The organism is Streptomyces olivochromogenes, from assembly GCF_021538895.1.
In the GTDB taxonomy this organism is placed as follows: domain Bacteria; phylum Actinomycetota; class Actinomycetes; order Streptomycetales; family Streptomycetaceae; genus Streptomyces; species Streptomyces olivochromogenes_A.
Genome location: NZ_JADDRL010000012.1, coordinates 56,527 through 81,452, shown reverse-complemented (window position 1 = coordinate 81,452; position 24,926 = coordinate 56,527). Strand labels below are relative to the sequence as shown.

Genomic DNA, 24,926 nt, shown 5'->3' with positions numbered 1-24,926 from the left:
TCAGTCGGCGCTCCAGTCTCGGATCAGCGTGTCGAGAGGCTCTTCCGCGGGGGTCTCGGGGGTCTCCGGGGCTTCCCCCGTCGCACCGGTGCCGGTGGAGCGGGGCTTGCGGGGCGGGCGGATCTCGTTCTCCTGGGGCAGGAAGTCGGCGGCTTTCGAGTACAGGCCGACCAGGTCCCGCTCCACGCGGGCCAGGGCCTGGCCGAGGTGCTCGGTGACGAGCCGGGCGGCCGCGTCGGCCGTGTGCTGGCGCAGCTGCACCACCAGCAGCGGGTGCCGTTCGCGCTCCTCGGAACGCTGGTCGTCGAGCCTGGGCATCCGGTGATCCCAGGGCAGCGCGTGCGGGGCGCGCATCGGGAACCGGTTCTCCTGCTCCTGAGGCGTCGGACCGGGCGCCACCACCAAGTTCTCGATCTGCGAGCGCACTTCGGCCGGGTTCAGCGCCGTCCAGAGGTGGTCCAGCTGCCGGTCGGCCTTGCGTTCACCGCCGCGCAGCCGGGTGAAGAGGTCGCCGAGCAGCTTGTCGACGGACGGGTCCAGCATCCACTCGCGCAGCGGTCCGAACTCGTCCTGCCAGTGGGCCGCCCAGCCCTCGAACCAGACCCGGAGCTGCGCCTGCCCGTCGGTGATGCGCCGGTCCACCAGGGTCCGGAACTTCGTCAGGAACGCGTCCGTGACGTCCGCGGTGTCCTCGACCGTGTCGGGGTCCTCGTTCACGGACGGGCTGCGGCCCGGCCGGACGATCGGCTTGATGCCCGTGCGCGAGGGGGGCTGGCTGCGCGGCACCAGATGGTGACCGTCGCGCTCGGCCCGGCCCAGGAGCTCCTGCCACTCCCGCCAGTCGAACACGTCGTCGCGCACGGATGCCGCTATGTCCTCACGCTGCGGAGGCCGTCCGCCCAGGTCCGCAGCCGACACGCCGTCGTACCCGCCGTTCACGCGGTTGCCGGAGGACCGCAGTTCGTACAGCGTGGGCAGCATCTGGTCGAGCAGCTCGCGGAACTCACCCAGTTTCTCGGCCAGTTCCCGGTACTCCTCCGGCGGCTCCTCGCCCCGCGCCCGGCGCACCAGGCCGCGCAGCACGGCCAGTTCGCGCCACAGCTTGCGGTGCGAACTGCGCGCTCGTTCCAGCTTCTGGTCGAGGCCGTGCTCGCGCACGTGGCTCTCGACCAGGCGGCGCAGCCGCTCGATGCCGCCGTCGCTGTCGTACGCGCGCAGCCGGTCCGACCACGGGTTGCCCTCGTCGGCCTGCCGCAGCCGGCCGGCGATGTTCTCCCAGCGCTTGACGCCGGGGGGATCGAGGTCCCGCAGCGCCTTCTGGATACGGTCCCTGGTCTCCTCGGACGTCTTGGTGTACGGCAGTTGGTAGGCGCGGATCGCGGCCATCGAGGAGGTGACGACGATCCCGTTCTCCCGGTGCTGCACGAACTTGTTGCCGTAGACGTGGATGCCGTTGATCTCCGCGGAGTGGGCGAGCAACTGCCGCAGGGGCAACGGTCCGTCCGGTACGGCGCGCAGGGCGGGCGGTTTGGCGAGGTCGAAGGCGTTCGCCGCGACAAGGGCGGCGCTGGCCAGGGCCTGGGCCTCGCGGCCGTCGGCGGTGAGCATGTCCCAGAACGCCGAGGCCCCCTTGGATTCGGGGCGCAGGGCACTGATCACCAGCAGGATCGTGTGCACGGACACCATCTCGCGCCGGCTGAGGAAGGTGTCACGGCCGGAGGACCCGGCGGCGTTGATGCCCGGGAAGTCCATCAGCCGTACGGGGTTGTCGTCCGAGATCAGTCCGGCCAGGTCCCAGTGGTCGGGCGACACCGTGACCTGCACGGTGACCCGCTCGACGAGCGGGAAGGCACGGCGCATGGCCTCCTGGGCGGTGCCCTCGTCGGAATGCCTGAGCTGAGCGATGTCGAAGGGCCGCACCACCCGCTTGGGCGGAACCTCGGGGGTGCGCTGGGCGGATTCGAGGGTCAGTGCCTCGTCCATCACGGCCGTGGCCACGCCGACCGGCTTGCCGAGCAGGTCGCGCTGGCTGAGGGCCGCGTCCCGGATCCGGCACAGTTCGGTGACGGCGTCCCGGTAGAGGGCGCCGATGGCCTCGTGCTGCACGGGTCCGCCGGAGACCGGCCACAGGCGCGGGTACCAGGCGTCGAAGGGCCCCCAACCCCGCTCGTCCGTCACGGGGTTGTACCCGGCCAGCGCGGCGGCCGCACCGAGCTGCGGGTGCCGCTCGTCCAGCGCGCGGACGAGTTCTTCCAGCATCACGCCCACGCACTGGGCGAGTTGGCTCTCGGTGAGGAAGGTGACTTCCGCGGTGTCGGACTTTTGGGTCGAACTGCCTGGTTCGCCGCGCGACAGTTCGAGGACGGTGATGTTGCCGGTGCTCGGGCCGGCCTCCACGGGCAGCAGGTCGGGCTTGCCCAACAGGGTGCCGAGGAGCAGGGACTTGCCCACCGAGTACTCGCCGACCACACCGATGGTGACGGGTGCCGCCAGCCGCGACTGGAGCTCGGCGGCAAGGGCCTGGGCACGGTCGCGCGAGGCGTACGCCTCCGGGATGTCGGGGATGTCGAGCTCGCTGAACATGGTCAGGGTCTGTTCGGTGAACTCACGCAGGTCGGCCAGTGTCGGGTTCTTCTTGAAGGCGGTCACGTCGATCCACGCTCCGTTGGGCTGCGTCGGGGTACGTCGCTGTGCGAGGGGAGTCAGCGGGGCCGGTCACCGCTGCAGGAAGAACAGTTCGATCCGGGCCGTCCCGTTCTTGATGGCGGGACTGCCGTCGTGATAGCCACGGATGATCTTTTTGGAGTACGGCGGGAAGAACGCGGGCGCGGACTTGGGCAGCAGCTTGGCCACCGCCGTGGCGTAGGCGTCGCTGCGCCCGGTGTCCATGCCGCCGCCCGGTCCGCGGACCGTGCCGAAGACCATGACGAACGCGGCCGTCCGCCCGTCGAACCGGGCGATCTTCCGGTCGACCTGATGCCGCACGGAGGCGGTCGCGTCCGCGTCTTGGGCGATCACCTCGTCCGCGTCCGCCCGGACGCTGATCGAGTGTGTCGTGGGGTCGAGTCCGGCGGGCCGGGGCGAGGACGTCGGCTTCCCGGAATCGGTGGGCTCGGGGCGCCCGCTCTCCCCCGCCGTGGGCGTCGGGCTCTTCGTCTCCTTCCCCTGATCGGCCCCGCCCGCTTCGGTGACCTGGCTGCCGAGGACCACCACGACGATCACCAGTAACAGATCGGCGAACAGCCATCCCGCGAAGTAGGGCGCCCCGCCGCGCCTGGACCGGTTGCTCACCGGATCGGCTCCCTGGTCTCGTCGGCGGGAGCGGACGCGGCCGTGGGCGGGTACGGCGCACGGCTCTCATCGTCGTCGGGGTGTCCCCCGACCTCGTGATGGGCCCCGACCTCGTGATGGGCCACGTCCTCGGGGTGCATCGCGTCTTCGGGGCGTGCCGCGTCCTCGGGGTGGTCGCCGCCCGCGAAGCGGTCTTCGCCCGCGAGGTGTTCTACGCCCCCAGGAGGTTCGCCGACCTCGGTGTGTGTCGTGGGTGCGGCCGGGACGGTTCGCGCGCGGGCGTGCTGCGGATGTCCGGACGTATGCGCCGGTCCCGGGTCGTCGGCCGGCTCGGCGGGAACCGCCTCCCGGAGGATCCCGGTGACCCGGCGCAGCAATTCCTCGAACTCCGTGAGGGTGGACCGCAGATGCTCCTCGGCCTGGTCCTGATCCTTGCGCACCTGGTGCTGCACGGCTTCCTGGGCGGAAACCACGACGTGCAACTGAGTGATGCGGTTGGACAGTTCGGCGGAGACCGCGAGTACCTCCCGGCGCAGCGAGGAGGCGAGGGCGGTGACGGCCATGTCGTACGCCGTGCCGATGCGGTCGGCGCCCTCGGCAGCCGATGTCTCCAGGGCAGAGGGCAGGCCCGCCATGGTTCCGTCCAGGTCGCGCACCGAGGACGTCAGCATCTGCGACGACTCGGCCATGGATGCCCGAGTCTTCTCCAGGACGCCCCGCGCCTCAGCGCCCACCTGCTCCAGCGAGACGGCCGCGTGCTGGGTGATCGCCGCCTCGCGCTGGTCCGCGGCCGAGGCGATCGCGTCGAACCGGGCGGCGACCGACTCCCCCGCCGCGCCGATCTGTTCGGCGGCCACGCGGCCGGCGTCGGCGACCGCGTCCCGCAGACCGGTCACGGAACCGGCGAGACCGTCCTTCATCTCCTGGGCGCTGCGGGCCACCACTCCCGCGGCGGTGGTCGCGCCCTGTACGGCCGTCCGCACCTCCGAGGCACCGGCGCGCAGGGCGGCGAGTGCCGAGCTGAGCGTGGTCAGCGCGGTCGTGGCCCGGTCGGTGGCCCCGTCGGCCTGGCCCACGACGGTACGGGCGTTCTCCTGCAGGCCGGAGACCCGCTGGATGAGGTCACGCAGCTGTTCGGCCGACCGCTGGAGCACCTCGGTGAACTCGCGGGGCGCGGCGATGGCGGCGCGCGCGGCGAGTGCCTCGGTCTGGGCCAGGGCGTTCGACAACCGCCGGGACAGGGCGAGGCGTTCGTCCTCGTCCCGCTGTTCCCACCGGTGGCGCAGCATCGTCGTGGTGGCCAGCGCGAGCAGGGTGAGCACGGTCCACAGCGCCATCATGTCGAAGCGCAGAACGGTCCACAGATGGCCGTCGAAGCCCTGTTGCCACAGCGTCAGGAAGGTGCCCTTGGCGTCGCCGGGCCGCTCGCTCATCCGCTGGTTCGCCCAGGCGGCCGCTCCCAGCCCCGCCCAGGTGATGATGAGGGGGACGAAGACCAGGCCCGTGGGCAGCAGCCCGAACCGGCCCCCGTTGCGTCCCCCGTCGCCGGGAGCGACGGCGTCGGGCCCGCCGTAGGCGGCGACCAGGCTGCCGCCGGCCCACACTTCCAGGCCCGTGCCCTGCCGTACCGAGGTCGCCAGTTCCGCCAGTGCCCTGCTGTACGGGACGAGCCTCGGGTGGACCGAGAGTTCCTCCAACTCCTTTGCCAGGTTCTGCGGCTGACGGAACGTCGGGCCCGGGAACGCGGGACTCGCCGACGTGCTCTCCTTCGACCGGAACCGAAACCATGCGGGACGTCTCACACCGCACCCCCCTGAGTGGCCGGTTGTCACCGGTCCACTGTCAGTGGGGTGGCACGGCCAGATGTGGTCAGGTGACGCATTCACAGCAATGCGCCGAAACAACTTCAGGCTGTCGCCCGGCGGTCGGCTCAGCCCGCCTCGGACAGCGGGTCGCCCTCGCCCACGCCGGACTCGACGCGCACGGGTTCCGCGGCGGACGGCGACGTCGGGGTGGCCCGTTTCGGCCGGGGCGGCCTGGGCTGACGCGGAGCGGCGGTCACATCGGGGCCGTCGACGGCCGGCCAGCCGCTCTGTCCGGCGATGGCACGCAGGATGTCCGCGTCCCGGATCACGACCATGCGGTATTTGGTCGTCACGGCCCCCGCGGCCCGCAGGCTGCGCAGGGCGCGCTGGACACTCGCCTCGGACACACTGGCCAGGGCCGCCAGGTCCGAATGGCTGAGCGGTACGTCGATCCGCAGCCCTTCCGGCACGGCACGGGCGTAGCTGCGGACCAGGTTGTCGAGCGCCCGGGCCAGCCGGACGGCGGCCGTACCGCTGCTTCCGTCGATGCGATAGCGGGTGGCACCCCGCAACTTGCCCAGGACGGACCGCTGTACGACGTCGGCGGCGCCGCGGCGTTCCCGCAGGAAGTCACGGAACACGGCACCGGTGATCGCGCGGGTGACGGTGGGGCGGGCGGCGATCACCGTGGCCGACCGTGGCTGGCCGTCGAGCGCCGACACCTCCCCGACGAGTTCCCCGCGCACCCGTAAGGCGAGCAGGGTGATGCCGCCGTCCTCGGCGACACCGACGACCTTCACACAGCCGTCGAGGAGAAGGAGTACGGTCGTGTCGCTGCTCCCCTCCCGGATCAGGACGTCACCGGTCTCGTACCGAACGGTGCGCCCCAGACTCAGTAACGCCTCCCGGTCGTCAGCCGCCAGATTGACCATGAGCGTGCCCTGCGGCCACCGCCCCCCGGTGGCCGCGCGGACTCTGCCGCTGGATTGAACATGCACGGAAGTCCCCCCTCGTCCCCCACCGCCCGCGACGCGGCAGGCGGGCGATGCAGGGATGCCAGGAACTTAGCGCATAAATAGCCTGTCCGAGTATCAGACGGACGAGATAGCACATGTGGGCGATTTCCGTATCGCCTCCGCCGCCCTTCACCAGGGCCGCATCCCGTCACTTGACCGTTTCTCACGGGGGCGATCCCGGCACCATGGCAGCGTGGCCGCGCGCAGTGCCGCCGCCCGCCCCGCACCTGCCCTCCCTCTCCCGCGCTCCTCCGCCCGCACCGTTCTCCCCCTTGTCCGAAGGAGGCCGATGGACTTCGTCATGCTGGGCCACAGCGGGGTCGGCAAGACCACCTATGTCTCGCTCATGTACGCGGCGATGCGGGACGGCATCAAGGGATTCGGCCTGCGTACCCGGGCCGCGGCCGACCATGACACGCTGACCGCCGCGGCCGAGGCCGTGCTGGCGGGCCGCCACCCCCAACACCCCGATGAGCGAGCCGTCTTCGAGTTCGCGCTCCACTACCGCGGGCGCGCGGTCCTTCCGCTGCGCTGGCACGAGTACCGGGAGCTGAGCGGGCCCGCCGGACGCCGTCTGCACCGCTGCGCCCTCACGGCGGACGGCTTCGTGCTCTTCGCCGAGGCGCCCCGGCTCCTCGACGACACGGCGTACCGCGCCGAACTGCGGCGGGCGGCGGACTGCCTGCGGCAGGCCCTCACCGAGCGCGGCCGTCAACTCACCCCGCTGGTCCTCGCGTTCACCAAGTGCGACCTCGTCCCGCGTGCGCACGTTCCGGGCATCGCCCGCACGACGCTGCTCGACGACCTCACCGCCCCGTTCACGGAACTCGTCGAGGCGGTCGCGGCCACCGAGCATCTGCGCGGCGCCGTCGCCCTCGTCACCTGCGGGCGCGAGCCGGTCAACATCATGATTCCCGTGCTGTGGAGCCTCCACCACGCCATCGCGGGCCGCGGTCTGGCCCTGCAGACGGTCATCGCCCCCGCCCGCCGGCTGACTCCGGCGACCGGCCCGACAGCCGAATACGCCCGCCTGTCCCCCCTGTTCGAACCGGCCGAGCGCCTCGCGGGCCTCCTGACCCACGTACCGAACTTCTGACCGGCCGCGCCCGTGCGGGTTCCGCTAGGCCCTGTCGTCAAATCCCCGCCTGCCCCGCGACGCCATGCACGCTCCCCCAAGCTCTTCGAGCAGGGGGGACCCCCACTCGCCGCACCGGGCCCCGACCCAAGTACATCCAGTACGAGGGCCGAGGCCCGGCACTCCCCCAGCCTTCGGCCGGGGGGACCCCCAGAGCACGCTCCCCCAAGCTCTCGGCTCCGCTCGAGCAGGGGGGGACCCCCATGACGCCGCGAGGCCCGCCCTTCGGGCGGACGACGGGGATTTGACGACAGGACCTAGCGCACGGCCGCGTGCGGTGGGCGTTCGCGCCGTGCGCCGTACCCGATGAAGTAGGCGGGCAGACGCCGTGCCCACCGTGACCCCGCCAGCAGGCCTGCCACGCGCCGGGCCCTGTCCACATTGCCGAGCGGCGGCTGACCCCGCAGGACGGGCGCGATGAACCGGGCGTGGGCGGCCCGCTGGAGCGACTGCGTGAGGACCGTGGTGGGCAGGCGACGGCGCTGCACACCCCTCACATCGCGCAGCCCCACGCTCCCGCGCCGCAGCGGTTCGATGAGGTAGCGGGCGGCGGCCACGGCGTCCTCGACGGCGAGGTTGATGCCGATGCCGAAGACCGGGGACATCGCGTGGGCGGCGTCGCCGATGCACAGCAGTCCGGGGCGGTGCCAGCGGCGCAGCCGGTCCAGGCGTACGTCGAGGAGCTTGACCTCGTCCCACGAGTGCAGGTGGTGCGTACGGTCCGCGATCCAGGGGACGGCGGCGCCGTAGTCGGCCAGGAACCGGTCGAGACCGGCGGCGCGGCGCTCGCGGTCGGTGCCCTTGGGGATGAGCGCGGCGCACTGCCAGTAGTCCCCGCGGTCGATCATCGCGGTCAGGAAGCGGTCGCCGGCCCCGCCGACGAGTCCGCTCGGGTCACCGTCGCGCCGGGGCAGCCGGAACCACCATGCGTCCATCGGGCAGCCGAAGCTGCGCAGTCCCAGTTCCGGCCGCGAGCGGGCCACCGAGCCGCGGCCGTCACAGGCGACGGTGAGGACGGCGCGCAGTTCGCCGACCTCGCCGTCGGAGGTGCGGTAGCGCACCCCGCTCACCCGCCCGCCCTCCATGAGGAAGGAGGTCGCCTCGGTGTTCATCCGCAGGTGGAAGGTCGGTTCGCGCCGGGCCTCGTCCGCGAGGAGGTCCAGCAGGTCCCACTGGGGCACCATCGCCACGTAGTTGTACGGTCCGCGCAGCACCGACAGGTCCCCGACCGTGACCTGCGACCGGCCGGGCCCGACGGGCAACTGGACGGTCCGCACCCGGCGTTGCGGCAGCCGGGCGAAGCGCTCGGCAAGGCCGAGGTCGTCCAGCAGTGCCAGTGTCGAGGGGTGCACGGTGTCGCCGCGGAAGTCACGCAGGAAGTCGCCGTGCTTCTCCAGCACCGTCACATCGACGCCGGCCCGGGCCAGCAGCAGGGCGAGCACCATGCCTGCGGGGCCACCCCCGACCACACAACACGTTGTCCGCTCCATCACGGCCCCACCCTTCGGAGAGCAGTAATTCATCAGTTGATGAATACCCTACCGTTCACGCCCTCCGGGGCCACAAGGCGGCGCGCCCGCCGCACTGCCCCTAATGCGCGAGTTCGACGAGGCGGGGCACCACGCGGGTCAGCCGGACGACGCCCCACAGGATCAGGAAGGCGCCGGCCAGCTCCGGCACCAGCCACCAGCCCGTGCGGATCCGCTCGTCGAACAGGGCCACGCCCAGCGCGAGGCTCATCGTCGCGTCACCGATGGTCAGGGCGGGCTGAGAGGCGGCCAGGGAACCGGCCTGGAGCGAGTTCTCCAGCAGCAGGAGCGCACAGACGCCGACGAGCGCGAAGCCGTAGGTCTGCCAGCTGGTGAGGAACGCGGGCAGACCGGCCTGGGCGAATCTCCCCGTGGCCGACTTCATCAGCGCGGCGGTCAGGGCGTTGCCGAGCGCGGCGGCCGTGGCGAGCGCGGCCGCACGGAAGAGCGAGGAGCGCGAAGGTCGGGCGAGGACGACCGCCATGGCCATCGCGCCCAACACCAGCGCCAGGACCGGCACCCAGCGATCCATGCCCGCCTGGTTCCGGGTGCCCTCCGGCGCCGCGGCGGCGAGAACCACGGCGAGCCCGGTGACCACCGCCCCGACCGCCCACCAGCCCGCGGCGGGCAACCTGCGACGCATCAGCGGAACCGCGATCAGCAGGGCGAACGGCAGCTCCAGGATGAACAGCGGCTGGACCAGGGCCATGGGCCCGTTGACCAGGGCCAGGGCCTGGAACAGGGCGGCGCCCGTGACGCCGGCGATGCCGATCATCCAGGCGGGACGCCGAACGAGCGCGGCCAGCAGACGAAGGCCGCCGCCCCGGGACACCGAGGAGGCGGCCTTGCGCTGGAACGCCGTCCCCACGGCATTGCTGGCGGCCCCCACGACGGCGCTGACGACGGCAAGCACGATCACAGGTCCACCATGCCCGCACCCCCGCGCAACTTCCCGGCACGAACCGGCACCGGCGGCGGGTGTCGCGGATCCGCGCCCCGGGATCGGGCGCCCTCAGTCGCCGCTCAGCCGCCGGGCCGCTGGGAGTCGACCATCAGCTGGAGCAGGTCCCGCAGGTCCCGCCGCTGGTCGCCGTCGAGGGCGACCAGCGGGTCGGTCGCGAACCGGAGACGTTCGCGCAGGTCCTGTGCGGCCGCCTTGCCGGCCTCGGTGGCGGCGATGCGCTTGATCCGTCGGTCGGTGGGGTCCGGCACGCGCTCGACCAGGCCGCGGCTCTGGAGCCGGTCCACCATCCCCGTGAAGTTGGAGGGATCGGCACCCAGCCGCTCCGCGATGCGCCGCATGGGGAGCGCCTCGTCCAGCGTGAGCAGCACCTTGACCTGCTGCGGAGTGAGGCCGTGATGGGCCGAGGCCGTCTCGTACTCGCGGCTGTACAGGGCGGTGATCTTCGCGAAGAGGGCGATCACCTCGGCGGTGAGCTGGTCCGGGGCGTTCATGCCCGAAGCCTAGGCCAATCAGTCACCGACCACCACGGTTGACAATAATGGTGGTAGTCCATAAGTATTCTCTACGAGCTTCCTGAGCACCGTGTGCCCCTCCGTACACCCCAGAAAGGCGCAGCCATGTCCTCCAAAGTCGTCCTGATCACCGGCACCTCCTCCGGCATCGGCCTGGAAACCGCCGTCGGAGCGGCCCGCGCCGGGTGGACCACCGTCGCCACCCTGCGCGACCCGGACCGGGCGGGCGCACTGCGCGACGCCGCGAAGCGCGCCGGGGTCACGCTCGACATCCGCCGGCTCGACGTCACCGACCCGGACTCGGTGACCACCGCGGTGGAAGGCGTCGTCGCCGACTACGGCCGGCTCGACGCCCTCGTCAACAACGCCGGCGCCGGCCACGTCGGAACGATCGAGAACGAGACCGTCGAGGACGTACGCCGCGTGATGGAGGTCAACTTCTTCGGCGTCGTACAGACCACCAAGGCCGCGCTGCCGCACCTGCGCGCCGCCGGCGGCCGGCTGATCACCGTCACCTCGGTCGGCGGAGTCGTCGGCCAGCCCTTCAACGAGGCGTACTGCGCGGCCAAGTTCGCGGTCGAGGGCTTCATGGAAAGCCTCGCCCCCGTGGTCGGCGCCCTCGGAGTCACCGTCTCCGTCGTCGAACCCGGGGCCGTGGCCACCGAGTTCGTCAACAACATCGGCCTCGACCCGGCCGAGGTGATCGCCGCCGCGGGCGACTACGCGAAGCCGTTGCGCGCCTATGTCACCCGCACCCAGGGGCAGTTCGCCAACGCCGCGCAGACCCCCGAGCAGGTCGCGGTCACCGTTCTTGAGGCGCTCACCGCCGAGCGTCCCGCGTTCCGGCTCCAGACCTCCGACTGGTCGCGCACCTTCACGGCCACCAAGCTCGCCGACAACGACGGCTCGGCCGTCCTCGCGCTCACGGGCGCGTACCTCGGCTGAGGTGAGGCCCGGGCTGCGCGCGGGCCGGTCGCGGTTGCAGTCCGCTCGCGCGCGTGGATGGGCGGGTCCTCCGCGGCGGTCCCGTCACGAACTCAACCGGACGGCGTGACCGGGGGCCGCATGCCGAGCCACTGCTCGGCGCCCCAGGCCTCGAACCGCTCCACCTCGGTGAACCCCAGCTTCGCCGCGAGGCGCATCGAGCCGACGTTGGCGGACTGGGTCGTCAGCACCACCGGCTCGCCGGGAAGGACGCCGGCGAGCCAGCCGAGTGCGGCCGCGCACGCCTCGGCGGCGTACCCGAATCCCTACGCCCGCGGCAGGAACAGGTAGCCGAGATCGGCCTTCCCCTCGGCAGCCGGGCGACTGTGCCCGGCTGCTCTCCTGAGCAGGATCTGGCCGATCATCGCCCCGTCGAGATCGACGACGAAACTCCCGGGCCGCCGCCCGGGCACCTCAGGCATCTCACGCTCAAGCTCGTCACGCGGTCGGGGGCCGCCGAGGTAGGTGTGCACCTCCGGCGAGGCGTACAGCTCGATGAACCCCGCACGGTCCCGGGCCTCGGACTCACGAAGCACGAGCCGCTCGGTCCTGATCGACTCCGGCGGCCAAGCCACGGGTCCCAGATCTTCCATCCCCGCACGCTAACAGCTGGTCGCACGAGCCCCGACCCGTAACATCGGGAACCGCAACTACGGGAGGGGGACGGATGTCTGCGCATTCTCCGGCTCCGGGCGACATGCTGGAGCCGGTCAGGCACCACTTGCGGCACCGGGATCCGGCGTACGACTTCGACGTGGGACCTGGCCGGCGGCAACTCCTGCTGGAGTGCCATCAGGCGGTGGTCGCGGAGTTTCCCGACCACGAACTCCGTGCGGCGAAGCAGAAGTTCGCATCCCTGGCCTTCCAGGGGTCCCCGCGGCCGTGGATCCGTTTTGTGCTGTGCGACGTGCGCGAGACGCTCGTTCCCGAGCACGCTCGTCTGTGAGGGCGGAACCCGACGTGTCCTTCGAAGAACCCCGCCTGCTGCTGGTGCAGGCCCGGAGCGAGCCGTCCCCCTTGTACGAGCCGTACGAGGCCGGCGGGTCCGGCGACCTCAACGTGTTCACCCTCAACATCCCGTTGGACGACTCCCGGCTCGGCCTGCCGAAGGATCTGGCCGACGCGTTGAACGCGTGGTCGTCGTCCCGCCCGGCGGAAGGTTTCCCCTCCCGCCCACACCTGCGCAAGCACGTGAAGCAAGGCCTGGTCGTCGCACAGATGTTGGCCCGCCACCTCGGGCCGGCATGGGCGGTGCGCCACTGGGACGAGCGCCACAGGTCGGCCAAGTGGGTGTGCTGGGGCTGCGATCGCCTGCACTGGGAACGCGACAGTCACGGCACACCACCACATCCCCTGGACATCGTCGTCGAAGGCGAATTCGGGTGCTGGCCGCTGCGCGCCGAGAAATTCGGGAACTTCGCCCCCGACGATCCCGCGGCCGCCCTGCACCTGTCCGACGGCCTCGTCGCCGACCTGTACATATGGGCGACCGCGATCGACACCACACTGAACCTGCACATCCGGGACAGGCAGGACGACAGGTACGCACCCGAGTGGGAGCGGCTGTTCCGCGAGGGTAGGGACCTGGCGATGCGGCTCGCGCACGAACTCGGCCCCGCCCGGAAGGTGACCTACAAAGGCCTGGCGCACGGCGGACTGGCAGCGTTGACGTACCTCACCTGGCAGGGCGACCGCGAGGTGTAGCGAATTCGGGCGGACGGTAAGGGATTTCGGGCCGTAAGGGGTTTCGAGCCGTAAGAGGGTTTCGCGGGCTGTCCGTCCGCTTCCGAGCGGCCCCCCGCCGTCGAAAATCCACGAGCCGTTCGATCGCGGTCCGACAGGATGTGCCTGTGAACCATCTGCTGTACGGACTCGCCGGCAACCCCGCCCTGCCCTCCGAGCTGGTCGACCGGCTGATCGACATCGCTGACGAGGAGCTCGCCTGGGCCCTTGCCGACCGCGAGGACCTCGGCCATGCGCAGGCGGTCGCGTTGGCGGGGCGGGTCGCGGAGGCGGCGGTGGGCCTGGCCTACGAGGGCAAGTTGACCGTCGCCGACATCGATCCGGTCCGGCAGCCGCGTGCCGCGCTCGCCCTGCTCGACAGGAGCGCCGGCCGTGCGGAGTGGGCTCGCGTGCTTGCCGAGGATCCGGTCGTGGACCACCGGGAGAGGCTGGCGGCCTGCCCCGGCCTGCCTTCCGATGTGGTGGAGATCCTCGCCGCCGACCCCGACATACGGGTCGTCAGCGAGCTCGCGCTGTGGACGACTTCGGAGATGGCGGCCCGGCTCGCACGGCACCCGCATGCCGACGTCCGCAGCGCGGTGGCGGCCAACGAGGCCACGCCGCCGGCCGTGCTGGCGATGCTGCTCACCGGTGAGGGGTCGGCTCCGGCGCGGAGTTGCCTCGTATGCGACCGAAAGACAACGCCTTTCGTCCACGATCCGAACTGCCCGGAACCCGACTGCGATCTGCCGCCGGGTGCCTCGTGCGACGGCTCCCACGAGTACGTCCGGCACCAAATGCAGGCGAGGGCACTGGGCAACCCGGACACGCCCATCGAGGCGGTCATCGGCTTCGCCGACCATCCCTCTCTGCAACTGCGTTGGGCGCTCGCCGCCCGCCCGGACCTGCCGCCGCGGGTCGGCGAACGGCTGGCGCGCGATCCCGTTCCGGGCGTCCGGGGCGATCTCGCCGAGAACCCGGCGATCGACGAGGCGCTGATGCGCGTGCTGGCCACGGATCGCGATCCCGACATACGACGCAGGCTCGCGCTCAACCCGCGAGTACCGCTCGACGTGCTCACCGCCCTGGCCGGCACCACCAAGCCGCCCTCCGCTCTTCTCCCCCGGATCGCCACCGCCACCCCCGCCGAGGTCGAGGAGTTGGCGAAGTCTCCGGAGGCGGCGATGCGGATGCTGCTGGCCCAACGGCGCGATCTGCCGCCACAGATCCGCGACGCGCTGGCCGCCGACCCCGACGCGAAGGTCGTCAAATCCATCGCCCCGCATCCGGGTCTCTCCGACGCCCAACTGCGCGGCATGGTGGAGCGACATGGCGTCCGGGTGATCGCCAAGGTGGCGGCCAACCCGGAGGTGTCGCCGGCGCTGCTGGAAGAACTGACCCGGCGCGAACCGCCCGTACCCAAGGTGCTTCGCGAGGTGGCCCAGCACGTCAACGCGACGCCGATGTCGCTCCTCGCCTGTCTGTCGGACGAACGGGCTCGGCGCAAGGCCGCCGGCCATCCGGCCCTGCCTTCCCAGGCCGTCGTCGACCTCCTGACCTACGACGACTGGCAGGTGGCCCAGGCAGCAGCCGCCAACCCGTCCCTGCCGCTCGCCACGATGGCGCGACTCGTGCCGTGACCAGGTAAAGGGCATACCCACAGCCCGACTTGGCGTGCCGGACCACCCTCCTCCACGGCGGCGACACCATCGCCCTCGCCGGCAACATCACCAGCTGCCCGTGAGGCTGCGGCAGCGCCCCCTCGAATTCCCCGAGCCCGATGGGGGCGCTGCCGCCTGGTCCGGGAGTCGGGCTCCGGTGGTGTTCGTGGGTCAGTCGTCGGAGAGGTTCTTCTCCAGTACGGCGATGTAGTTGTGCATGAAGTGGTCGCGGATCCCGTCCGCGGCGGGGGCGAAGATGTCGGCGGTCATGCCCTGGGCGCGGTCCATGAGCCGGCCGAGCGGGGGCATGGAGTCGTGCAACCGGCCCTGGGAGTCGACGTAGCGCAGCGCCTGGACATGGGTGAAGGCGGGCTCCGGTGGGAGCTGGGGCACGATGTCGTTGTTGTTGACGAACCGGTACATGCGGCCGCCGAAGCCCTTGTCGTAGGCCTTGGCCAACTCCCGGTCACAGGTGCGGGGTTGGCCGTAGGTGTAGACGCCGTCGGCGGCCAGCCGTGGCTCCTCCAGGTACATCCGGGCGCCGGCCAGCATCGCCAGGGCGCCGCCGAGGCTGTGTCCGGTGAAGTACACCTTCTGGCCGTTGGTGCGCAGCTCGGCCAGGGTGTCCTTGACCTGGGGGAAGATCGACTCCAGCGCTTCGGCGAAGCCGTAGTGGACCCAGCCGGTGCCCGCGGGGCCGGGCCGGGGCGGGGTGGTGGCGTCGGAGAGCCAGTCCTTGATCTGGGCCGGCTCGGTGCCGCGGAACGCGGTGAGGATCATGTGGTCGCCGGCCAGGGTGTAGGCCTGGGTGTCCTCCAGCGGGAAGGGCGGCCTGAACCGGGTCTCGTGATGGCGGATCTGGTCGAATCCCCAGACGCGGGCGCGGTCCTCGATGACGTCGCGGGACTTGTAGGCGAGGTCGCAGGCCTGCGCGAGCCAGTAGGCCCGCTGCAGGCTGTAACCGGTCGAGTGATGATCGAACGAGGTGGGTACGGCCATGACAGGCCCTCTCCGTAGGCGTGCCGGCGGGCGGCTCGAATCAGGGCGCCCCATTGTTCGCAGTGATCACAACGCTCGCGGGCAGCACGCCGACGCACCGCGGACGATCACCTGAACGAGTCGGTTCCGACGCCGAACGCGCTGAACACGCCGAACGCCGGGCCCACCCCTCGCCGCGACGGAAGGCCCGTCAGTCCGTCGTTCCGGCGGCCACGGGCAGGTCCGCCAGACGCCACTCCAGCATGCCGTCGTTGAGGCGGATGGCGCGCCGGCCGTTCTCGGTCAGCAGCCGTACGGCGTCGTAGGCGAGAACGCAGAACTCGCCGCGGCAGTAGACGACGACCTCGACGTCCACGGGAAGTTCGCCGATACGGTCGGTCAGCTCCTCGACGGGGATGGAGAGGGCACCGGGGATGTGGCCGGCGAGGTACTCCTCCGCCGGGCGCACGTCCAGCATCACGGCCTGCCCGGCCGCCACCCGGGCGTGGAGTTCCTCGCGGGTGACCTCGCGGCCGCCGTCGTCGCCGAGGTAGGCGTCCCGTGCGGCGGGGACGGCCGCCTGGTGACGGTCGGCGACCCTGCGGAGGAGGGCGAACAGCTGGGCGACGTCGTCGCCGGCGAGCCGGTAGTGGATGCGCACCCCCTCGCGCCGGGTGGTGACGAACCCGGCCTGCTTGAGGATCTGCAGGTGCGCGGAGGCGGTCGTCAGGTTCAGCCCGGCCGCCTTGGCGAGCGCGTCCACGGTGCGCTCGCCCTGGGCGAGCAGGTCGAGCAGTTCCAGGCGCTTTCCGCTGGCCAGCGCCTTCCCGCTGGCCGCGAACGCGTCGTACAGCTGCGCCTTCGTGGCCTTGTCCGCCATGAGGTCCTCCACGCCACTTTCATCCATAAATCCATGGAATATGTTACCCGAGGCGTGCCGGATACCGCGGTCGTGGCCCCGCTCGGCGAAGGTCCGGCGCGTTCATCGACCGTGGGCCGTGGCGGCGACGGCGGGGAGGACGGCCAGCGCGAGGATGCCGCCGGTCAGCGCAAGGACGAGGTAGCTCGCCAGGTCGACGACGACGCCCGAGGCCAGGCCGCCGGCGGCGCCGGCGATGGCGATGGAGACGTCGACCATCCCCTGGGTCTTGGCCCGGGTGGCCAGCGGCACGGTGTCGGTGATGATCGCGGTACCCGAGACGAGACCGAGGTTCCAGCCGAGGCCCAGCAGCGCCAGCGCGAGGGCGAGCAGGCCGACCGAGTCGTCCGGGGCGAGGGCGGCGACCAGTCCCGCGGCGAACAGGGTGACGCCGGAGGCGGCGGCGACGGCGATGCGGCCGTAGCGGTCGACGAGGCGGCCGGTGAGGGGCGAGGGCAGGTACATCGAGCCGACATGGACGGCGATGACCAGGCCGGAGGCGGCGGTGCCGTGACCGTGGTCGTGCATGTGGATCGGCGTCATGGTCATGATGGCGACCATGACGAGTTGGGTGAGGACCATGACCAGCGCCCCGAGCACCACCCCGCCGCGCGGCTTCACCGGTGCGCCGTCCCCGGCCGCCGCGGCCCCGGTCGCGTGCGCGGCGACGCGGTCGCTCTTCTCGTCGAGGACGCGGGCGAGCAGGAGCGGGTCGGGGCGCAGGCAGAAGGCTAGGACCAGGGCCGCGGCGGCGTAGGCGGCGCCCGAGAGGAGGAAGGGGCCGGCCAGCCGGGGGATGCCGAACGTGGCGGCGAGGTCGCCGGTGGGGGCGGCGAGGTTCGGGCCGACGACTCCGCCGAGGGTGGTGGCGACCAGCACGGTGGAGACGGCGCGGGCGCGGTGAGTGGGGGCGGCGAGGTCGGCTCCCGCGTAGCGGGCCTGGAGGTTGGTGGCCGATCCCGCGCCGTAGACGAACAGAGCGACGAAGAGCAGGGCGGGGCTGTCGGTGACGGCGGCGGTGATGACGCCGAGGCTGCCGAGGGCGCCGGTGAGGTAGCCGGCGGCCAGGCCCGGGCGGCGGCCGCGGGACTGCGATATGCGGCCGACGCCTATCGCCGTCAGCGCGCTGCCCGCGGTGAACAGGGCGCTGGGCAGTCCGGCCAGGCCGGTGGTGCCGAGCATGTCCTGGGCCAGGAGGGCGCCCACGGTGATGCCGGCGGCCAGGCCGGCACCGCTGAGGATCTGGGAGGCGACCAGGACTTTCAGGATGCGGCGCTGGGCGGCCGCCGGGTCGGCGGCGAGCGTGTCGGCGGACGGCATCTTCAGGTCGCTCATGGTCCTCCTGGTCCTCCTGGCCTTCCCTGACGAACGGAACTCGTTCATCCATAAATCCGTGGAATATCGTAGGTGATGCCGAGCGCGGCGGCCACAGGCTCTCCCGGCGTTCACCGACGATGGCCGGGCCGCCCACGAAAAGGCGCTCCGCAGGCCCTTGACGCGTCCGCGACCTTCGGCGCAGCATGCGCGTAACCGATTGTGAAGTGAATTTCACCTGACGAACACCGGGAGCCGCAACGTGCCGATCACCCGTGAGCTGTTCATCGGCGGCAAGGACGTACCGGCCGCCTCCGGCCGGACGGAGGACGACGTCAGCCCCTTCACCGGCGAGGTGTACGCGACCGTGGCCGCCGCCGGGCCCCAGGACGTGCGGCGGGCGGTGGACGCGGCGGAGGCGGCCTTCGGGGAGTGGGCGGAACTGGCGCCCTTCGCCCGACGCGCGATCTTCCTCAAGGCGGCCGACCTGCTGGACGGGCGCCGGGACCAGGTGGCCGAGGTCATGGCGCACGAGGTCGGCGGCACCCGCCCCTGGGCCTGCTTCAACGTGGCGCTGGCCGCGAACATCCTGCGCGAGGCCGCCGCCGCGACCACCGCGCCGCGCGGTGAGGTGCTCAGCGCGCAGGAGGCGGGCACGCTGGGCCTCGCGGTGCGCGAACCGCTCGGTGTCGTCGCCGCGTTCGCGCCCTGGAACGCCCCGGTCATCCTGGGCGTACGGGCCGTCGCCGCGCCGCTGGCCGCCGGCAACACCGTCGTCGTCAAGCCCAGCGAGGACGCGCCGATCGCCTGCGGACTGCTCGTCGCGGACGTGCTGCGGGAGGCCGGGCTGCCGGACGGCGTGCTCAACGTCGTCACCAACGCCCGCGAGGACGCCGCCGAGATCGCCGAGACCCTCGTCGCCGATCCCCGGGTGCGGGCCGTGAACTTCACCGGGTCCACGGGCGTCGGGCGGATCATCGGCGAACACGCGGCGCGTCATCTCAAGCCCGCCGTGCTGGAGTTGGGCGGCAAGAACGCGGTGATCGTGCTCGACGACGCCGATGTGGACCACGCCGTGAACGCCGCCTGCTTCGGTGTGTTCCTGAACGCCGGACAGATCTGCATGTCCGGCGACCGGATCCTCGTCCACGCCTCGCTGGCCGAGGAGTTCACGGCCAAGTTCGTCGCCAAGGTCACCGCGCTGCCGTCCGGAGACCCCACCCGGCCCGACACGGTGGTGGGACCGCTGGTCGGCACGCGTGCCGCGCGCCGGGTCGCCGCACTGGTCGAGGACGCCGTGGCCAAGGGCGCGAAGGTCCTGGCCGGCGGCGGCGCCCCGGACGGCGCCGTGCACCCGGCCACCGTCCTCACCCGGGTCCCCAAGGACGCCGACCTGTTCCACACCGAGTCCTTCGGTCCGCTGTGCGTGCTGGAGACGTTCACGGACGACGACGCGGCCGTCGCGCTGGCCAATGACACCGACAACGGTCTGACCTGCGGCATCCTCACCGAGAACGGCACTCATGGCCTGGCGGTCGCCCGGCGCGTCCGTACCGGCATCGTCCATGTCAACGACCAGTCCGTCGCCGACGAACCCCAGGCCCCGTTCGGCGGCGTCAAGGCGTCCGGCTACGGCAGGTTCGGCGGCCGCTGGGGCATCGAGGCGTTCTCCAACACCCGCTGGGTGACCCTCGCGACGCAGCGCCCGCGCTACCCGTTCTGACGCTGCGGAGCCGTCCAGCTGGACAGGAGCCGGAGGGCCTGGGCGGTGGGCGAGCCGGGCTCGACGTTGTAGACGCACAGGGACTGGTCGGCGTCGCCGGGCACCTGGAAGGACTCGTAGGAGAAGGACAGATCGCCCACGAGCGGGTGGTGGTAGAGCTTCGTGCCGTGGGTGCGGCGCAGCACGCGGTGGTCGTTCCACCAGGTGGAGAACTCGGGTGACCGCAGGGTGAGTTCACCGACGAGGTCGGCGAGCAGCCGGTCGTTCGGGTAACGGCCGGCTTCGAGGCGGAGGATGGCGACGGTTTCGGCGGCGATCCGCTCCCAGTCGCCGACCCGTGCGCGGGCCTCGGGGTCCAGGAGGTAGTAGCGGGCCAGGTTGCGGTGCGGCGCGGGCAGGGCGTCGAAGTCGGTGAGGACCTCGCGGGCGAGCCGGTTGGAGGCCAGGACGTCGGTGCGCCGGCCGAGGATGAAGGCGGGCACGTGGTCGAGGGTCTGCAGCATCAGGTGCAGACCCGGACGCACCCGCTGCGGGCTGGCGGGGGGACGACGCGGCGTCGCGGGGCGGGTCACCAGGTCCGTGAGGTGCTCGCGCTCGGACGGGTCCAGCTGAAGGGCCCGGGCGAGGGCTTCGAGGACCTCCGGGGAGGGATGGACTGCGCGGCCCTGTTCCAGGCGGGTGTAGTACTCGGTGCTGACCCCGGCCAGCCGGGCGGCCTCGTCACGGCGCAGGCCGGGCACGCGGCGGGCCCGGCCGTCGGCGGGCAGCCCCGCCTGGTCGGGGGTGAGGCGGGCCCGGCGGGAGCGCAGGAAGTCGGCGAGTTCACGACTGCGGTCGTCCATCCGTCCAGTCTGTCCGCAGCGGAGGTGGCCTGTCCTGCGCCGGGGTGGTCCTGCCAGTACCTGCCTCACGGGTACTTGCCTGGTCAGGGCGCCTTTGGCCGCTCCGCGAGGGCCTCGCGGGTGATGTTCTGGTGAAGGGCACGGCGGCACCGGCCGCGGCCCCAGACCCTCTCGCCCGATTCCGAAAGGTGTCCCTCATGACCACGCAGAACTCTGCCCGCCCCCTCACCGGCCGCGTCGCGGTCGTCACCGGCGCCTCCAGCGGTATCGGCGAGGCGTCGGCCGAGTACTTGGCGGAGCTGGGCGCCCGCGTCGCCGTCCTCGCGCGGCGCGCGGACCGACTCGACGACCTGGTCGCCCGGATCGAGAAGAACGGCGGCCAGGCCCTGGCCCTGGCGGTCGACGTGACCGACGCGGCCGCCGTGCGGGCGGCGGCCGACCAGGTGGCGGCCGAACTGGGCGACGCCGACCTGCTCTTCAACAACGCGGGCGTCATGCTCCCCGCGCCGGTCGAGGAGCTCGCCACCGACCAGTGGCAGCGGCAGATCGACCTCAACGTCACCGGCCTCATGAACGTCATCGCCGCGTTCACGCCGCAGCTGGTGAGGGCGGCCGGTGAGCGCGGCGTGGCCGACCTGATCAACACGTCGTCGATCGCGGCGCAGAACATCTTCCCGCACTTCGCCGTCTACTCCGCGACGAAGGCGTACGTCACCCACCTCTCCCGGCACCTGCGGGTCGAGCTCGGCGCGAAGAAGGTACGGGTCTCGGCGATCGAGCCGGGCATCGTCGGCACCGAGCTGCAGGACCACGTCACCGACGAGGGCGCCCTGGCCTGGCTGGAGGGCTCCAAGGAGTCGATGGAGTGGCTCACGTCGCAGGACATCGCGCAGACCGTCGGGTTCATCGCGAGCCTGCCGCCGCGAGCCAACCTCCAGCAGGTCACCATCATGCCGACGGCCCAGCCCAGTTGAGACCGCGGCGGGGCGGCGTCGACGCCGCCCCGCTGCACCCTGGGTGCCCTGTCAGTCGAGGAGGAGGGGATTGGGCAGGGTGGCCTCCGGATGCATGCGGAGGAGGGTGTGGAGGACTCCCGCGAGGCCGGACATGAGGCTCGGTGAGAACGCCTCGCGGGCCAGGCCGCCGACCGGGCCGCGCTGTTCGAGGCCGGTGAGGAGTTCGCCGTCCAGGTCGAAGGGGTCTGAGAAGCCCAGGGACGTGAGGAACTCCCAGAGGCCCAGGTCGCCGTGGCACAGCGTATGGCTCCAGCCGAAGCCCTCGGCGGCGCAGGCGCGCGCGGCGCGGTGCGCCATGTCGAGGTGGGCGGGATCTCCCGTGCGCCGGTGCAGGTCGAGCATGCCGATGCCGACGCCCGCGCTGCCGTGGCACCAACTGGTGAAGAAGTCCTCCTCGGCGCCGACACGGACGTCGAGCCAGTTCCCCTGCTCGGGCTGGTAGAGGGACTCCTGGTAGGCGAAGGCCCGCTCCCCCAGGGCGTGCCAGCCGCGCCGCTCGGCCGCCGTACCCGCGTCACCGAGGGCCAGCCGGGTCAGGGCCCAGCCGATGCCGGTGGCGCCGTGGGCGAAGCCGCCGATGCCCTCGGGGTTGAGGCGGGTCGTCCAGCGGGCGCCGCTCGCGTCGAGCGTGGCCTGCCCGGTCAGGCGGCGGCCGATGCGCGCGGCGGCCGCGAGCCAGCGGTCCTGCCCGGTCGCCGCGGCCAGGTTGAGCAGGGGTACGACACCGCCGGCCGCCCCGTTGAGGAGGTCCACCTCGATGTCGTCCTCGACCAGCCGGCCCTCCGCGAGCGGCACCGCCCGCTCGGCGGCCCGCTCCAGCAGCCGGTCCTCACCGAGCACCCGGTGCAGCGCCAGCCAGGTCCACACCTGGGAGGCGGCTCCGCTGAACGCGCCGGGCGACGGCGTGGGCGTCCGGTCCTCGGTGCCGACCAGCACCCGTAGCGCTCCGTCGAACGTCTCGGCCACGCCCGGTACTTCGTCCGCGCGGCCGGCCCGCACCTCGGTGAGGTACTCGGCGAGCGTGAGCGCCACTCCGCCCTGCCCGGTGTAGAGGTCGGCGGGCAGGACGCGGATGGACCATCCCGCGGGGGTGAAGACGGGGCTGATCCAGGTGGCCGTGCCGTCCGCGCCGCGCACCGCACCGTCGCACAGCCGCCGGACCATCTGGGCCGCCAGGTCGCGGCGGCGCCGCTCGCGATCGCGGGCGTGCGGCTCGTGCGCGGCGGCCTGCACCCGCGGCGGCAGCGTGCGCTCGTTGAGGTAGGCGCCGACCAGCGCGTCCTGGATCACCGACTCCTCCAGTGGCAGGTCGGCGGTGCGCCAGTCCTCGACCGTGGCGCGGACGGCGGCCGCGTCGACGGTGAAGGTGAACATCGGTACGTCGCCGACGAGCAGGTCCGCGATCTCGCCGTCGATGGCCGCGCGGTCCGTCGGCGCGCCGGGCAGCACCTCGGCGTTGCGCCGCAGGATGTCCCGGGCCCGCTCGACCGCCGCCGCCTCGTCGTGCAGCGACGCCGGGTGCCACAGCATGCGGCCGATGTCGACGTACGCCTGTGTCGGCCGCAGGATCCGTCGTGCCTGGGCCCCTTCGAATCGGCGCAGCAGCCGGTGCGGGTCGGTCCCGGGCCTGCGCAGGTGCGCGGTCATCTCGCGGAACCCGGCCAGGATCCGGTCCCAGTACGCGCTCAGCACCGGGGTGGGGCTGGGGTGGTTGCCCGCGCTGGGCATGGCCACCAGGTCCACCTCGAAGCGGGCCGCCGCGGTGCCGCCGTCCGCGATCACCGGGTTCGGGATCAGCGGTTGCTGTCCGGGCAGCGCCCCGACGCCGGAGATGTCCACCCCGCCGAGCGCGAAGCCGGTGCCGCGCACGGGCAGCAGGCCGGTCCGCAGCACCGTGCGGCGGATGGCCGCCGCGGCCACGTCCACGGCGTCGCCCTGTCCGCTGGGCGGGAAGGGCGCGGGCGCGTCGAACAGCGTCTCGGCGTCCACGATGACCGGGACCGGTCCCGCGGCGATCATGTTCTCGGCGTGCATGTCGGTGCCGCCGGTGAAGCGGAGGACGGCCAGCCAGTGGCCCACGTTGCGGTAGAACGCGTCGAGTTCGGCGTCGCCCGTGCAGTAGCGGTGGGGGACGAACTCGGCCCAGCCGTAGCCCTCCCGTACCAGTGTCCGCGGCACCCGGATGCGCTCGTCCGGTGCCGGGGCGCCGGGGAAGTCCGCGAACAGTTCGTCCAGGAGCGCGCCGAGCGCCACGTCGGCCTCGGACGGCCGGGGCTTGTACATGACGCTGCCGCCGGCGAATTCGACCCGGCTGACCGTCAGGCCGCCCCGGTGGGTGTCGCCCTCCCCGAACTCCACCGCCCGCAACTCCCCCGCGGGCGCCTCCAGCAGGGGCCGCAGCAGGTCGCGGTCCGCGGCCAGCCGCTGGGCGAATCCGGCCGTGGCGGCCACCGACAGGCGCGCCACCGAGGCGACCCGGGAACCGGCGGTCGGGTACCGGCCGGCCAGCCGGTCGAGATGGCCCTCCTGCCCGGCCTCCTTGATGAACGCGGCCCAGGTCTCGGTGTCGGTCCCGCCTCCCGCGCCCTCGCGCTCGCCCGCGCCGGGCGGTCCGCCGCCCAACGCCATGCGCAGGGCGTGCAGTTCGATCAGGTACAGGCGGGACAGCTTGGCGTGCAGGGACTTGAGGAGGCCGGTGTGCCCGGCCTCCAGCACCACGTCCCGTTCCGCCGGGCTCAGCGCGTCCACGGCGGCCAGTCGCCGGGCCAGTTCCTCCCGCCATGGGCGGGCGATGCTTCGTACGGGTTCGGCGAACCACTCCGCCTCGCCCCGCCGATCCGACCCCGTCGGCTCCTGTGACCCCTTCGGCCCTGCCGGCGCCGCTCCGCTCACCGTCCGCCCTCCCCATTCCGCCGCTCGTCCGCGCCTTCCGAGGCGCCCGGAAACGACGCGGGGAACCACGCGACCGGCCCGGGCACATCGGCGCCCGGCAGTACGCGCGGTCCCCCACGCTCCGTTCTTCGAACTCACTTCACACCAAGGCCCTCACAGGCCCCTGAAGGTGCCGCCGTCGATCAGCAACACCAGCTGCCGCGCGACCCGCTCGGGCTGGAACAGAAGCCGTACAGGGAGTCGCTCGGGTCGGTCAGCGCGGCCTCTGCGGCGGCGCCACCGACATAGAGCGGCCCGGCGGGGTTGATCTGGCCATACGCGCTCTCGGCACCCGACAGCCAGGCGTCGAGCACGGCGGCGGTGTGAACACTGGTCTGGGGCATCAGCGGCCTCCGGACGTGGGAATTGGGACGGATTGCCCAGCCCCGAGTATCACCGGAGTCGAACACCAGTCAGACGAGTAATCCGGACACAATCCACTGGTGTTGGTGTGGCGTTCCGCCATGCGTGGGACGTACGGGACGACCGTGCGGCCGGGCCGTGACGGAGTACGTGGAGCGGTGTTCGTTCACGTACGCGGAGCGGCAATCGCCTGGCCTGCAAACACGGTTGCCGGGCACGGG

Annotated in this window: 20 protein-coding genes and 1 pseudogene; 7 read left to right on the top strand and 14 right to left on the bottom strand. The window is 72.2% G+C overall.

Annotated elements, in window-relative coordinates:
* The 4 genes from IPZ69_RS08410 to IPZ69_RS08395 form a co-directional block, all read right to left on the bottom strand.
* A complete protein-coding gene (locus tag IPZ69_RS08410; RefSeq protein ID WP_235453379.1) occupies nucleotides 1–2,649 on the bottom strand; it encodes a dynamin family protein in 2,649 nt (882 codons plus the stop codon).
* Nucleotides 2,650–2,715: 66 nt separating this feature from the next.
* On the bottom strand, nucleotides 2,716–3,291 hold the full coding sequence (locus IPZ69_RS08405; RefSeq protein WP_235453378.1) for a hypothetical protein: 576 nt from the start codon (nucleotides 3,289–3,291) through the stop codon (nucleotides 2,716–2,718).
* Nucleotides 3,288–5,093 (bottom strand): methyl-accepting chemotaxis protein, encoded by a 1,806-nt coding sequence (locus IPZ69_RS08400; RefSeq protein WP_235453377.1) that lies wholly within the window; start codon nucleotides 5,091–5,093, stop codon nucleotides 3,288–3,290. The genes IPZ69_RS08405 and IPZ69_RS08400 overlap by 4 nt, the downstream gene beginning before the upstream one ends.
* A gap of 128 nt (nucleotides 5,094–5,221) precedes the next feature.
* Nucleotides 5,222–6,094, bottom strand: a complete 873-nt coding sequence (locus tag IPZ69_RS08395) for a Crp/Fnr family transcriptional regulator (protein ID WP_235453376.1) — start codon at nucleotides 6,092–6,094, stop codon at nucleotides 5,222–5,224.
* 307 nt (nucleotides 6,095–6,401) lie between these two features.
* Here IPZ69_RS08395 and IPZ69_RS08390 point away from each other — a divergent pair, with 307 nt between their 5' ends.
* Nucleotides 6,402–7,208 (top strand): hypothetical protein, encoded by an 807-nt coding sequence (locus IPZ69_RS08390; RefSeq protein ID WP_235453375.1) that lies wholly within the window; start codon nucleotides 6,402–6,404, stop codon nucleotides 7,206–7,208.
* A 296-nt stretch (nucleotides 7,209–7,504) separates the two neighbouring features.
* Here the strand turns inward: IPZ69_RS08390 and IPZ69_RS08385 are convergent, their stop codons facing one another.
* The 3 genes from IPZ69_RS08385 to IPZ69_RS08375 all read right to left on the bottom strand — a co-directional run bounded on the left by IPZ69_RS08385 (nucleotide 7,505) and on the right by IPZ69_RS08375 (nucleotide 10,231).
* A complete protein-coding gene (locus tag IPZ69_RS08385) occupies nucleotides 7,505–8,737 on the bottom strand; it encodes an FAD-dependent oxidoreductase (RefSeq protein ID WP_235453374.1) in 1,233 nt (410 codons plus the stop codon).
* A gap of 100 nt (nucleotides 8,738–8,837) precedes the next feature.
* Nucleotides 8,838–9,695, bottom strand: coding sequence for a DMT family transporter (locus tag IPZ69_RS08380; RefSeq protein ID WP_235453373.1), 858 nt, complete (start codon nucleotides 9,693–9,695; stop codon nucleotides 8,838–8,840).
* A gap of 104 nt (nucleotides 9,696–9,799) precedes the next feature.
* Nucleotides 9,800–10,231: a MarR family winged helix-turn-helix transcriptional regulator gene (locus IPZ69_RS08375; RefSeq protein ID WP_235453372.1), complete on the bottom strand. Its 432-nt coding sequence runs from the start codon at nucleotides 10,229–10,231 to the stop codon at nucleotides 9,800–9,802.
* Nucleotides 10,232–10,357: 126 nt separating this feature from the next.
* On the opposite strand from IPZ69_RS08375, the gene IPZ69_RS08370 reads away from it, so the two are divergent.
* Nucleotides 10,358–11,197, top strand: coding sequence for an SDR family oxidoreductase (locus IPZ69_RS08370; protein ID WP_235453371.1), 840 nt, complete (start codon nucleotides 10,358–10,360; stop codon nucleotides 11,195–11,197).
* Nucleotides 11,198–11,289: 92 nt separating this feature from the next.
* Here IPZ69_RS08370 and IPZ69_RS08365 read toward each other — a convergent pair.
* Nucleotides 11,290–11,829, bottom strand: a pseudogene (locus IPZ69_RS08365) (GNAT family N-acetyltransferase).
* A 74-nt stretch (nucleotides 11,830–11,903) separates the two neighbouring features.
* On the opposite strand from IPZ69_RS08365, the gene IPZ69_RS08360 reads away from it, so the two are divergent.
* From IPZ69_RS08360 to IPZ69_RS08350, 3 genes are all read left to right on the top strand, one after another.
* Nucleotides 11,904–12,182, top strand: a complete 279-nt coding sequence (locus IPZ69_RS08360) for a hypothetical protein (RefSeq protein ID WP_235453370.1) — start codon at nucleotides 11,904–11,906, stop codon at nucleotides 12,180–12,182.
* A gap of 14 nt (nucleotides 12,183–12,196) precedes the next feature.
* Nucleotides 12,197–12,940 carry a hypothetical protein gene (locus IPZ69_RS08355; protein ID WP_235453369.1) on the top strand — a complete coding sequence of 248 codons (744 nt, stop codon included), beginning with the start codon at nucleotides 12,197–12,199 and terminating at the stop codon, nucleotides 12,938–12,940.
* A gap of 146 nt (nucleotides 12,941–13,086) precedes the next feature.
* The gene (locus IPZ69_RS08350) at nucleotides 13,087–14,598 is read left to right on the top strand and encodes a DUF2336 domain-containing protein (RefSeq protein WP_235453368.1); all 1,512 of its coding nucleotides are present in this window, start codon (nucleotides 13,087–13,089) and stop codon (nucleotides 14,596–14,598) included.
* Nucleotides 14,599–14,790: 192 nt separating this feature from the next.
* Here the strand turns inward: IPZ69_RS08350 and IPZ69_RS08345 are convergent, their stop codons facing one another.
* The 3 genes from IPZ69_RS08345 to IPZ69_RS08335 form a co-directional block, all read right to left on the bottom strand.
* Nucleotides 14,791–15,618, bottom strand: a complete 828-nt coding sequence (locus IPZ69_RS08345) for a lipase family protein (RefSeq protein WP_235453367.1) — start codon at nucleotides 15,616–15,618, stop codon at nucleotides 14,791–14,793.
* 190 nt (nucleotides 15,619–15,808) lie between these two features.
* Nucleotides 15,809–16,504, bottom strand: a complete 696-nt coding sequence (locus IPZ69_RS08340; RefSeq protein ID WP_235453366.1) for an ArsR/SmtB family transcription factor — start codon at nucleotides 16,502–16,504, stop codon at nucleotides 15,809–15,811.
* 75 nt (nucleotides 16,505–16,579) lie between these two features.
* Nucleotides 16,580–17,851 carry an MFS transporter gene (locus IPZ69_RS08335; RefSeq protein WP_235453365.1) on the bottom strand — a complete coding sequence of 424 codons (1,272 nt, stop codon included), beginning with the start codon at nucleotides 17,849–17,851 and terminating at the stop codon, nucleotides 16,580–16,582.
* Nucleotides 17,852–18,092: 241 nt separating this feature from the next.
* Between IPZ69_RS08335 and IPZ69_RS08330 the strand changes: the two genes are divergently transcribed.
* The gene (locus IPZ69_RS08330; protein WP_235453364.1) at nucleotides 18,093–19,553 is read left to right on the top strand and encodes an aldehyde dehydrogenase family protein; all 1,461 of its coding nucleotides are present in this window, start codon (nucleotides 18,093–18,095) and stop codon (nucleotides 19,551–19,553) included.
* Here IPZ69_RS08330 and IPZ69_RS08325 read toward each other — a convergent pair.
* The gene (locus IPZ69_RS08325; RefSeq protein ID WP_235453363.1) at nucleotides 19,541–20,395 is read right to left on the bottom strand and encodes a helix-turn-helix transcriptional regulator; all 855 of its coding nucleotides are present in this window, start codon (nucleotides 20,393–20,395) and stop codon (nucleotides 19,541–19,543) included. The two genes, IPZ69_RS08330 and IPZ69_RS08325, sit on opposite strands and share 13 nt — an antisense overlap.
* Before the next feature lie 197 nt (nucleotides 20,396–20,592).
* On the opposite strand from IPZ69_RS08325, the gene IPZ69_RS08320 reads away from it, so the two are divergent.
* Nucleotides 20,593–21,369, top strand: coding sequence for an SDR family oxidoreductase (locus IPZ69_RS08320; RefSeq protein WP_235453362.1), 777 nt, complete (start codon nucleotides 20,593–20,595; stop codon nucleotides 21,367–21,369).
* Between the two features lie 51 nt (nucleotides 21,370–21,420).
* On the opposite strand, the gene IPZ69_RS08315 is transcribed toward IPZ69_RS08320, so the two are convergent.
* Both IPZ69_RS08315 and IPZ69_RS08310 read right to left on the bottom strand, forming a co-directional pair.
* On the bottom strand, nucleotides 21,421–24,303 hold the full coding sequence (locus IPZ69_RS08315) for a type 2 lanthipeptide synthetase LanM family protein (protein WP_235453361.1): 2,883 nt from the start codon (nucleotides 24,301–24,303) through the stop codon (nucleotides 21,421–21,423).
* Nucleotides 24,304–24,485: 182 nt separating this feature from the next.
* Nucleotides 24,486–24,686: a DUF6229 family protein gene (locus IPZ69_RS08310; RefSeq protein WP_235453360.1), complete on the bottom strand. Its 201-nt coding sequence runs from the start codon at nucleotides 24,684–24,686 to the stop codon at nucleotides 24,486–24,488.
* Nucleotides 24,687–24,926 lie beyond the last annotated feature (240 nt).

Bases quoted from the DNA above. Each gene is read 5' to 3' on its own strand.
- IPZ69_RS08390 (WP_235453375.1), top strand. From the start codon at position 6,402: ATGGACTTCGTCATGCTGGGCCACAGCGGGGTCGGCAAGACCACCTAT.
- IPZ69_RS08385 (WP_235453374.1), bottom strand. From the start codon at position 8,737: ATGGAGCGGACAACGTGTTGTGTGGTCGGGGGTGGCCCCGCAGGCATG.
- IPZ69_RS08375 (WP_235453372.1), bottom strand. From the start codon at position 10,231: ATGAACGCCCCGGACCAGCTCACCGCCGAGGTGATCGCCCTCTTCGCG.
- IPZ69_RS08370 (WP_235453371.1), top strand. From the start codon at position 10,358: ATGTCCTCCAAAGTCGTCCTGATCACCGGCACCTCCTCCGGCATCGGC.
- IPZ69_RS08360 (WP_235453370.1), top strand. From the start codon at position 11,904: ATGTCTGCGCATTCTCCGGCTCCGGGCGACATGCTGGAGCCGGTCAGG.
- IPZ69_RS08345 (WP_235453367.1), bottom strand. From the start codon at position 15,618: ATGGCCGTACCCACCTCGTTCGATCATCACTCGACCGGTTACAGCCTG.
- IPZ69_RS08340 (WP_235453366.1), bottom strand. From the start codon at position 16,504: ATGGATGAAAGTGGCGTGGAGGACCTCATGGCGGACAAGGCCACGAAG.
- IPZ69_RS08335 (WP_235453365.1), bottom strand. From the start codon at position 17,851: ATGAGCGACCTGAAGATGCCGTCCGCCGACACGCTCGCCGCCGACCCG.
- IPZ69_RS08325 (WP_235453363.1), bottom strand. From the start codon at position 20,395: ATGGACGACCGCAGTCGTGAACTCGCCGACTTCCTGCGCTCCCGCCGG.
- IPZ69_RS08320 (WP_235453362.1), top strand. From the start codon at position 20,593: ATGACCACGCAGAACTCTGCCCGCCCCCTCACCGGCCGCGTCGCGGTC.
- IPZ69_RS08310 (WP_235453360.1), bottom strand. From the start codon at position 24,686: ATGCCCCAGACCAGTGTTCACACCGCCGCCGTGCTCGACGCCTGGCTG.